The following is a 10,553-nucleotide window of genomic DNA, read 5'->3' on the forward strand; positions in this document are numbered from 1 at the left end:
CTCCACCACCGATATAAACTGGCAGGAAATTCGGCGGATAACCAATGTCACCACCAGGATTACTCATCACAGTAAATTCACTGATAAGCACTTCATCTGCGGAAGCGTCGTATACTGCAAAATTTATCAATTCAGGCATTTCACCCTGGATGTTTAAAGTTGCATAACTATTTTCAATATCAACGACCACAGAGCCAACTCCACGGCATTCATAATCTACAAATGCTCCTACTTCATCACCATCTGCTGCTGCCACATCATTGATCATAACTTCACAATATGCTACGGTAGAATTAGTGTAAATAACAGGTACCCATGGACGGGCATAGTCACCCTGAACTCCACCACCAATATAAACCGGCAGGAAATCAGGAGGATAACCAATATCTCCACCAGGATTACTCATCACAGTAAATTCACTGATAAGCACTTCATCTGCGGAAGCATCGTATACTGCAAAATTTATCAATTCAGGCATTTCACCCTGGATGTTTAAAGTTGCATAACTAGTTTCAATATCAACGACCACAGAGCCAACACCACGGCATTCATAATCTACAAATGCTCCTACTTCATCATCATCTGCTGCTGCCACATCATTGATCATAACTTCACAATATGCCACAGTAGAATTTGTATAGATAACAGGTACCCATGGACGGGCATAGTCACCCTGAACTCCGCCACCAATATAAACCGGCAGGAAATCAGGAGGATAACCAATATCTCCACCAGGATTACTCATCATAGTAAATTCACTGATAAGCACTTCATCTGCGGAAGCATCATATACTGCAAAATTTATCAGTTCAGGCATTTCACCCTGGATATTAAGAGTTGCATAACTTGATTCTATATCAACTACTACAGAACCAACTCCACGGCATTCATAATCTACAAATGCTCCTACTTCATCTCCATCAGCAGCTGCAACATCATTGATCATGACTTCACAATAAGCCACAGTAGAATTTGTATAGATCACAGGTACCCATGGACGGGCATAGTCACCCTGAACTCCACCACCAATATAAACCGGCAGGAAATTCGGCGGATAACCAACATCACCACCAGGATTACTCATAACAGTAAATTCACTGATAAGTACTTCATCTGCTGATGCGTCGTATACTGCAAAGTTTATCAATTCAGGCATTTCACCCTGGATGTTTAAAGTTGCATAACTAGTTTCTATATCAACTACTACAGAACCAACTCCACGGCATTCATAATCTACAAATGCTCCCACTTCATCACCATCGGCTGCTGCTTCATCATTGATCATGACTTCACAATATGCCACTGTAGAATTTGTATAGATCACAGGTACCCATGGACGGACATAGTCACCCTGAACTCCACCACCAATATAAACAGGCAGGAAATTTGGTGGATAACCAACATCACCTCCAGGATTACTCATCACAGTAAATTCACTTACCAGTACCTCGTCTGCTGAAGCATCATATACTGCAAAATTTATCAATTCAGGCATTTCACCCTGGATATTAAGAGTTGCATAACTTGATTCAATATCAACTACTACAGAACCAACTCCACGGCATTCATAATCCACAAATGCTCCAACTTCATCTCCATCTGCTGCTGCAACATCATTGATCATAACTTCACAATAAGCTACTGTAGAATTAGTATAGATCACAGGTACCCACGGACGGGCATAATCACCTTGAACTCCGCCACCAATATATACTGGAAGATAATTCGGTGGATAACCAATGTCACCACCAGGATTACTCATAGTGGTAAATTCACTTACCAGCACTTCATCTGCGGAGGCATCATATACTGCAAAATTTACCAACTCTGCCATCACCCCCTGAATATTCATTGTTGTGTAGCTGGTTTCCCTTTCAATAACGATTTGACCAACACCACGACATTCATAATCTACAAATGCTCCTATTTCATCAGCCAGATCAGCAGGTTCCCCTTCAATCAGCACTTCGCAATATGCAACTGTAGAATTTGTGTAAATCACAGGTACCCACGGACGGGCATAATTCTCTTGTGGTATTTCTCCTATATAAACCGGCAGATAATCAGGTGGATAACCTATATCTCCTCCAGGATTACTCATTGTGGTAAATTCACTTACCAGCACTTCATCTGCGGAAGCATCATATACTGCAAAATTGACCAACTCTGCCATCACCCCCTGAATATTCATTGTTGTGTAGCTGGTCTCCCTTTCAATAACGATTTGACCAACACCACGACATTCATAATCTACAAATGCTCCTACTTCATCAGCCAGATCAGCAGGTTCCCCTTCAATCAGCACTTCGCAATATGCAACTGTAGAATTTGTGTAAATCACAGGTACCCACGGACGGGCATAATTCTCTTGTGGTATTTCTCCTATATAAACCGGCAGATAATCAGGTGGATAACCAATATCACCACCCGGATTACTCATAGTGGTAAATTCACTTACCAGCACTTCATCTGCGGAGGCATCATATACTGCAAAATTGACCAGTTCAGATGAGTTACCCTGAATGTTCATCGTTGCATAGCTGTGGTCACCATCTATAAATACTACTCCAACGCCACGGCATTCAAAATTAACAAATGCCCCAACTTCATCTCCTTCTGCTGCTACCTCTTCCGCGATCAATACTTCGCAATAAGCCACAGTGGAATTTGTATAAATAACCGGTATCCACGGTCTTGGATAGTCACCAGGTTGAGTGAAGGTTACCTGCCAGATCACAGATTCCGTATACTCTTCATCACTTATTTCTACACTAACAGTATAAATTCCCGGAAGACTGAAATTAATAGCAAGTTCTGATGAGAGATTATTCTGATCATAACCATCCAGGAACCATTGATATTCCAATTCACTATCAATATCAGAAGCGATAACACTAAAGCTGATCTCAGTTTCCATATCGATCACAATATCCTGATCTACAGGTTCATATCCGATTATCACAGGCTCATCATTTACTGGTGTAACTATTACTTCCATATCATCCGATGTCACCAGACGGCCTTGATTATCATCAACAGTAAAAGACATTAATTCGCTGCCGGCGAAATCTGCCGCAGGAATAAATGTCACTGCTAATCCTTCGATCTCAGCAGCTATTTCTGTATTTCCACTCACGGATAAGGTCAGATCGTCATCTTCAACATCTGATATATAATCAGATAGATCAATACTCGTGCTGCTATCCTCATCAAGCATAACACTTGCAGGTAAATCCATTACTGGAGAGTCATTAACTGCTGCTACAATAACCTGTGTTGCCCCAAAAGCAGACTGACCACCTTGATTGTCATCAGCTAAAAAGGCTATATCTGTGGTACCATTCCAATTTGCTGCAGGTGTTAAAGTTACTTGATAACCATCTATTTCTATGATGATATTACTATTGGCAAACGGAATTATTTCTACAACATCCCCATCTGCATCATACACATATTGACTGAAATCTATGATTTCCGGTATATCTTCTATCATGTCGATCGCTACAGGTAAATTCATTTCAGGATCATCATTCACTGGCATAACCTGAATGGTAACATCATCACTGGCTACCGCTCTTCCCTGATTATCATCAATAGTAAATGTTACCACTTCACTGCCAAACCAATCTTCATTGGGAGTAAAAGTAACGATAAAATCAGTGATATCTATTTGAATATTATCTGCCAAATCTGAACTTAAGCTCAAGTCATCAAAATCTACATCTTGCACATATATGCCAAAATATGCCTGATAAATTTCATCTTCATTAAAACTGATAACCTCTGGAAGATCAATTTCAGGAGCATCATTATCGTTGATTATTGTCAGATAAAAGCCTTCGCTATCGGTTAAGCCATCACCATCAGTACATGTGATCACAACCAGTGAAGTTCCAAAATAATCCAGGGATGGATTTACGCCCAGTTCCAGAGTTGTGTCTGTTATATCTCCAAAACTCAGCATCTCATCAATATTTGGAATACTTACGAAAGTCCAGAGATCAAGGCTGGCAACCTCATCAGGATTAGTATAATTGATCAGCATACTTCCACTTGTCTCTTCCATAGTTTCATAATCAGCGATCATATCTATTTCCGGAGCTATGCTAACCGCTGTTATATGGATGGTTATTGTACCAAATGCTTCTCCGTCATCTCCCCAAACCCTGAAACCTATTTCATCTGTGATATCTTCATTCACTATTGCTTGATAAGTTCCCAGATAGGTCGTGAGAGGTTCATTAAATTCAAAGAAACCAAAATCACTTAATACTCCATATTGCGGCTGGGTTGTAATTTCCATATTTAATTGTTCCAAAGGTTCTGTTAAATCCAGACCATTGAAATCAATCTCCATACTCATACCGTAATCTAACCAGACATTTCCATTTATTGCCATAGGTTCGGTTCGGGTTGCGAGACCCTGAGAACCTTCCCTGTATATCCTGATGTTGTAAACTCTGGAGACGTAGCCTTCTTCATCACTTATAGTGTAACAGATGAAATCCACATCTCTGCCCACTGGCATTTCATAATGCAAATTCCAGTCAGTAAGTGTATATTCTACATCAAAAACACTCAAAAGCTCATTTCCACTACCTGTAACTATTGACTCAAATGCCAGTAATTCGTCTGCTGTTTCCACATCAGAAATATCAGCTGTAAGATCATAATCCAGCGTATTACCAGTGATCATGAATTCTTGATTCAAACTTACAGGACGATCATTTACAGGGTCGACCATATAATTAAATACTGCCGGTTCTGAAATACCGCCATCAGTATCATGTACCACTATTTCCACCTGATCATTTCCAAAATAATTTGCTTCCGGTGTATAGATCAGATATTCATCTTCTATAACCACGTTGCCATGCATGGCAGGATTTGCTATTTCAAAGGTTAGATCTGCAAATGGATCATTATCATCAATCACCAGCAATTCCACGCTTTTCGATTCATCTTCCAATAATGAATAAGCTGCAGAATTATTGATTACCACAGGAGGAGAATTAACTGGTGTCACCAGCAAAGTAATAGCCGATACAGTAAATAATCCCGCTGGATCTTCTGCTCTAAATCTTCCTATTGCATTTCCGGTAAATCCGGTCACTGGGGTTAAGGTTAATTCACTACCTGATATTTCGTATGACATGTGATAGATATAGTTATTTTCCAGTGAATATGAAAGTAAATCTCCTTCAGGATCAGTGTAATAATCATTCAGATCAATTGTCACTGCCTGATTCAATCCTGTTTCCAGATTGATTGAATATTCTCCGGTGGGTGGATCATTTACCGGAATAACTGTTACCGGAACTTCCACATCAACCTCGCCCCCTGCATTATCATTCAAATTCACCCAAAGTGTGGTTGCGCCATTCCAGTTTCCTGAGGAACTACTTAATCTATAAATATTATTTGCCAATAATGACAAACTAAGCTCATCTCCAACAGTAAGTTCTGCGCTCACCTGGTCATTATCAACATCTCCAGTCGTTAAAGAAAATACACTTGATAGATCTTCATTGAACGTGATTTCAAGTGGTGAGACCAGGAACGGCAGGTCATTAACCGGATTTACCTGGAATATTACTGTGTCCTCAGCGATTGCTCTATCCTGATTATCACTGACTGTAAATGTTACTGAAGCTTGTCCGTTCCAGTTTGCCTGAGGTGTCACTGTCACTGATAAACCTGTTATTGATATATCCAGGAAACCAGTATAATCTGTGCTTAGAGTAAGTTCATCTTCATCCACATCTGTGATATATTCACTGAAATCAACTGTCAGTTCTGTATCTTCACTCATTTCTATCAATTCCGGTAAATCTATCTCCGGGTTATGATTGTTTATTACTTCTATCACTAGAAGATCAGGAGGATAACCAATATCTCCCCCAGGATTACTCATCGCAGTAAATTCACTTACTATCACCTCATCGGCTGATGCATCATATACGGCAAAATTCAATAGCTCAGCTGCATTACCTTGTACATTCATTGTTGCATAGCTATTTTCACCATCAATAAATACATTTCCAACACCGCGACATTCATAATTTACAAATGCTCCCAGTTCATCATCATCTGCTGCTGCCCCACCATTGATCATCACTTCGCAATAGGCCACTGTAGAATTAGTATAGATCACAGGTACCCATGGTCGTGCATAATCTCCTGGAGGTGTTTCTCCTATATAAACAGGCAGATAATCAGGAGGATAGCCAATATCCCCACCTGGATTGCTCATAGCAGTAAATTCACTTAACAGCACCTCATCTGCTGAGGCATCATATATGGCAAAATTAACCAGTTCTGCTACATTACCCTGAATGTTCATTGTTGCATAGCTATATTCACCATCAATAAATACATCTCCAACACCCCGGCATTCGAGATTTACAAAAGCACCTACCTCATCAGCCAGATCAGCAGGTTCACCTTCAATCAATACTTCGCAATATGCGACAGTAGAATTTGTATAAATCACAGGTACCCATGGGCGGGCATAATCTTCCTGTGGTAATTCACCAATATAGACCGGCAGATAATCAGGAGGATAACCAATATCCCCACCCGGATTACTCATCACCGTAAATTCACTTACCAGCACTTCATCTGCTGAGGCGTCATATATGGCAAAATTTACCAGTTCCGGTGAATTACCCTGGATGTTCATTGTTGCATAGCTATATTCACCATCAATAAATACTTCACCAACTCCGCGGCATTCATAATTTACAAATGCTCCCACTTCATCATCTATTGCTCCTGCTTCACCATTGATCAATACTTCGCAATATGCTACAGTAGAATTTGTGTAGATCACAGGTACCCAGGGACGATTATAATTCTCAGGCTGGGCAATAGTCACCTGCCAAACCACAAATGCACTATCTTCACCATCACTTACATCTACTCGAACTATAAATACTCCAGGTTCATCAAAGACCATTGTAAGATTATCTTCGGCGATATTCTGATCAATATCATCAATAAACCATTGATATTCTAATTCACTGTCAATATCAGTTGCTGTAACGCTGAATGCTATCTCGTCATTCAATTCTCCGGAGATATTTTGCTCAGCAGGTTCAAATGACTCGATAACCGGTGCATCATTTACTGCTGTAATATCTAAAGTCACCATATCTGATGCCAGCAATCTTCCCTGGTTATCATCAACTGAAAATGTTAATATCTCAGTTCCAAAATAGTTTGCATTGGGTGTAAAGGTAACTTCCAATGCGTCTATCTCTACCCCCACTTCTACATTTCCAGTTACGGAAAGAGTAAGATTATCACTTTCCAGATCAGAAACATAATCACTGAAATCTATCATCTCGCTACTATCTTCTGCAATTTCTATAACATCTGGTAAAGCTATCTCTGGTGCATCATTCACTGCAGTCACAGTAATCTCTATAGCTCCAAATGCCGACTCTCCACCCATATTATCTGTCACCAGAAATGCCAGACTTGTGCTCCCTGACCAGTTTGCAATTGGCGTGAGTGTTACATCATATTCATTAATAGTAATCATGATATATTGATCATCAAAAGGAATTATTTCCAGTATATCACCATCTATATCAGTAAGATAAGGCGTGAAATCAAATACCTCAGGTGTATCCTCCAAAAGTTCAAAGGATGCTGGCAGATCAATTTGAGGATCATCATTCACTGCTGTTACTATCACATTTACATCATCACTGGCAACAGCCCTTCCCTGGTTATCATTTACTGTAAATATCACCGTTTCCATACCATTCCAGTTCGCTTCCGGGATAAAAGTGACCAGCATTCCTTCAATCTCAATTGTCAGATTTTCTGCTATAGATACTGATAAACTCAAGCTATCAGGATCAATGTCACTCACATATCCCCAAAATGAAACCTGCAGTTCGTCATCCTCTGCCAAGCTTAATTCATCTGGTAAATTGATCACTGGTTCATCATTATCATTTATTACAGTTAATATAAATCCCTGATTGTCACTCAATCCGCTTCCATCTGTGCAGGTTATTGTCACATAGGCTGTACCGAAATAGTTCGCTTCAGGATTAACTAATACTTCAATTGTAGTATCTGTCAATTCACCAAAACTTAACATTGAATTAATATCAGGAGTGCTATTGATTGTCCAGAAATCAAGATTCATTGCTTCATCAAGATTAGTATAATTTACCAAAAAAGAACCTAAAGTGTCTTCAAGAAGCTCAAAATCAGCTATTTCTTCTATTTCAGGTGCCACTTCAATTGCTGTGATATTGATCGTAATTGTCCCAAAACCTTCGCCATCATCGTTCCAAACTCTGAAATCTATTACTTCTATAGCATTCTCATTAACCGTTGGAGTATAGCTTCCCAGATATGTTGTAACGGGATTTTCAAATTCGAAAAATGCAAAATCTTCTAAAACACCATATTGCAGATCTGATGTTATCTCCATCTCAAGCTGCTCAATTGGTTCCGTAATATCTACTCCGGAAAAATCAACGATCACTGATCCACCAAAATCCAGATCAAATGCTCCATTAAAAGCTATCGGGGCAATCCTTACTCCCGAAGGTTCAAATCCATCCCTGAAAACAGAGATTATTCCTACTCTACTTGAAAAATACTCTTCGTCTACTATTCTATAAAAAATGTAATCAGAATCTTGATCTCCTGGCATTGTATAGGTTAGTGTTGTCCCTGAAACAGTATAGGGTACTCCCCATATACTTACATAGTCACTTCCTGATGTCTGAGCGGGTAGAAATTCTAAATCCTCAACTGGTGTTTCCAAATCACTGATGTCCCCAATAAAATCATATTCTAATAAATCAGTTTCAATCAATACCAATAAAGCATTCTCAACTTCAGGTTGATCATTTACTGGATCAATGATAATATTGCAATAAACATATTCTGACCAAGCGCTATCAGCATCCATGGCTGCTACTGCAAGGGTGTCTAAGCCAAAATAATTAGCTTCCGGGATATAATTTACCCAGTTATTATCTGTAATTTCTGCTGTCCCATGAACAGGCTGACTCACAATTGCAAATGTCATATACTGAATTGGTGTCGCATCGTCTATAGCATAAATTTGAACTTCAAGTGTATCATCCTCATTAAGCTCATAATTACTATTTATATAGATTACTGGTGGCTCATTTACTATGTAAATTTCTAAATTTAAAAATCTAGTGATATTTTCTCCACTTGGATCCTCAATTGTATATGATACAAAGTATGCGCTATTACCCCCGATAGGTGTAACTTCCAGAACACTGCCAGTAAGTTCAGCTTCTACGCCATATGTGCCCTCTATAACAAATAATAATTCATCTCCATCAGGATCAGTGTAATAATCATTTAAATCTAAGCTTACACTTTCATTTTCATTTATTTCCAGATAGATTGAATTGCCTTGAGGGCTGTCATTCACATTATTCACTGTTACGGGTATAATAGCTTCTGTGATCCCTCCATCGGTATCTGTTAATTCCACTGTCAAAATGTCTTCACCAAACCAGTTTTCTGTCTCATTTGTTAATACAATCACACCTGCTGAATTTTCCTGAACAGAAAGATTGATCCCGCCAGTTACTGATATTCCTACTTCGCTGCTTTCTAAATCTCCAGCAAAGATTTGGAAATAATAATTGTTATCCTCATTGAATGCCACACTCATGGGTGAGATCAGATAAGGAAGATCATTCACGCTGTTCACGATTATATTTACACTGTCTTCTGCTACCTGTCTGCCAAAATTATCGTTTACACTGAATATTACTTCTTCTTCACCCCACCAGTTTGCTGCAGGTGTTATTGTTACATCAAATCCCTCTATTGTTATCTCCAGATTCCCTTCATGAGCACAACTCAATGTAAGATCGTCCTCATCTGGATCACTTACATAAGATGAGAAATCAAATACTTCCTCAGTATCTTCCTGCATCGATAGCTCTTGCGGTAAATATATCACAGGAGGATAATTCGTCATGATCTCTATGGGCAGCATATTGGGAGGATAACCAATATCTCCCCCAGGATTGCTCATCACTGTATATTCACTAACATATACAATATCTGCTGAAGCATCCCATACTGCAAAGGCGATCTCTTCTGGTGTCTCACCCTGAATATTCATAGTACTAAATGAAATCCCTTCATCAATTACTATTGTTCCCACTCCCCTGCATTCATCTCCCACAAAAGCTCCAACTTCATCATCAGCTGCTGCTGCTGCTCCATCGATAGTTACGTCGCAATAAGCAACTGTGGAATTAGTATAATTTACTACGTCCCAGGGACGGGGATACATGCCGGGATCTGCCGTAACTTCCACTGTCCATAGCTGTAAAACACTATATTCACCATCACTAATAACTGCTTCCACTGTATAACTGCCTACCACATCAAATTCATAATACAGATCCATACCTAAGGCAGCTTCAATATCATTAACCAGCCATACATAACTGATCTCGCTATCAATATCCTCTCCCAGAATGGAGAAATTTACGCTCCCAAACTCAATAAATTCTATCTCACTTGTT

The 10,553-nt window shown here is 39.4% G+C and carries 1 protein-coding gene; it reads right to left on the minus strand.

Going from position 1 to position 10,553, the window contains the following annotated elements; translation table 11 throughout:
* Positions 1-10,553 (minus strand): tandem-95 repeat protein (locus RAO94_11250; protein ID MDP8322916.1); only part of this gene is annotated, 10,553 nt, incomplete at both ends.

It is taken from the genome of Candidatus Stygibacter australis, assembly GCA_030765845.1.
Lineage (GTDB): Bacteria > Cloacimonadota > Cloacimonadia > Cloacimonadales > TCS61 > Stygibacter > Stygibacter australis.